This is a genomic window from Candidatus Thioglobus sp. (assembly GCF_028599055.1).
Lineage (GTDB): Bacteria > Pseudomonadota > Gammaproteobacteria > PS1 > Pseudothioglobaceae > Thioglobus_A.
The window spans coordinates 1-1,825 of record NZ_JAQRMS010000114.1 but is presented as its reverse complement, the minus strand read 5'-3'; the positions used below and the strand labels follow the sequence as shown (position 1 = coordinate 1,825).

Here is a 1,825-nt window from a genome sequence, read left to right as displayed (position 1 = left end):
ATAAAAGGGGAACTTAGAACTGAATTACAGCTTCTCACTGAATATATGCTCAACAAAAAAACATTGGTTGAACTTATTCGCTACTGCACTGTATTTGAGCAAGAAGAAAAGAAAGACGAAAAAACAGGCTTAATTTTTCAAGCAAAGATTAAGAAAGTTGCAGCTTATCATCAATATTATTCAGTACAAAAAGCAGTTGAGCAAACATTAAGAGCGACACACTCAAAAGATGGCGACCGTAAGATTGGTGTCATTTGGCATACACAGGGTTCAGGAAAATCTTTATCAATGGTTTTTTATAGTGGACAAATCATCACCCATCCTCAAATGGGAAACCCAACTATTGTAATGCTTACCGATAGAAATGATTTAGACGACCAATTATTTGGCACTTTTGGGAATTGTGTTGGACTTTTACGCCAAACACCAGTTCAGGCAAATAACAGAGAACATATAAAAGAACTTCTAAAAGTTTCTGGCGGTGGTGTGATTTTTACAACCATTCAAAAATTTGCTCCAACAGAAGGTAATGTGTATGAAACCTTATCAGACCGAACTAACATTGTAGTCGTTGCAGATGAAGCACACAGAAGCCAATATGGTTTTGCAGGTCGAGAGGTTGAAACTGACAAAGGAATGGAAACACGCTACGGCAATGCAAAATACTTGCGTGATGCTTTGCCTAATGCTTCCTACATTGGTTTTACAGGAACACCCATAGAAAAAGAAGATAAATCAACGCCTGCTGTTTTTGGCGATTATATTGATGTTTATGACATCAAACAAGCGGTAGATGATGGGGCAACCGTTCCAATTAGTTATGAATCTCGTTTGGTTAAAATTAAGCTGGATGAAAAAACAGCAAAAGCCTTAGATGATGAAATAAATGATATTGCTGATGCAACCGAAGAACAGTTAGAAAAAGCTAAAAAGAAAACAGCAACGATTGATGCAGTGGTTGGACACCCAGAGCGTTTAAAAGATGTTGCCAAAGATATTGTATTTCACTTTGAAGCAAGACAAAAAGTGTTTGAAGGCAAGGCAATGATCGTTGGAATGACACGGAATATTTGCGTGAAATTATACAATGAGATAGTTGCTTTAAAACCTGAATGGCACAATGATGATTTAGATAAGGGAATGATAAAAGTAATAATGACAAGTTCGTCTGACGACCCAGCAATTTTTCAACCACATCATACTACCAAGCAACAAAGAAAAGATTTAGCTACTCGAATGAAAGATACTAATGACGATTTGAAATTAGTGATTGTTCGAGATATGTGGCTCACAGGATTTGATGCACCCAGTACGCATACAATGTATGTCGATAAAAAGATGCAAGGCCATAACCTGATGCAAGCGATTGCAAGAGTAAACAGAGTTTATAAAGACAAACCAGGCGGATTGGTAGTTGATTACATTGGCATTGGTCAAGACCTAAGAAATGCAATGGCAACTTATTTACAATCTGGTGGCGAAGGAGAGCCAATTGTTGATATAAAAGAAGCAATTGCAGGTATGAAAGAGAAGTTTGAAATCATAGAGCAGATGTTCAATGGTTTTGACTTTAAAGCCTATTTCAGAGTTGATACAGCACAAAAATTACAAGTTTTATTAGGTGCTCAAAACTTTATGCTTTCAGATGAAAAATTGAAAGAACGCTACTTAAAAGAAGTAACACTTTTATCAAAGCTTTTTGCAATGTCAATTCCAAGTCCTGATGCAGAGGCAATAAAAGATGAAGTTGCATTTTTTCAAGCCGTAAAAGCACGAATAAATAAGTTTACAGGAAATGGCGTAAAATCGGATTATGAAGTAGAAA

At 36.3% G+C, this 1,825-nt stretch carries 1 protein-coding gene; it reads left to right on the top strand.

What is annotated here, in order from left to right:
- Positions 1–1,825, top strand: a 1,825-nt coding sequence (locus PSN35_RS06500; protein ID WP_300031108.1) for a type I restriction endonuclease subunit R, incomplete at both ends; no start/stop codon positions are given.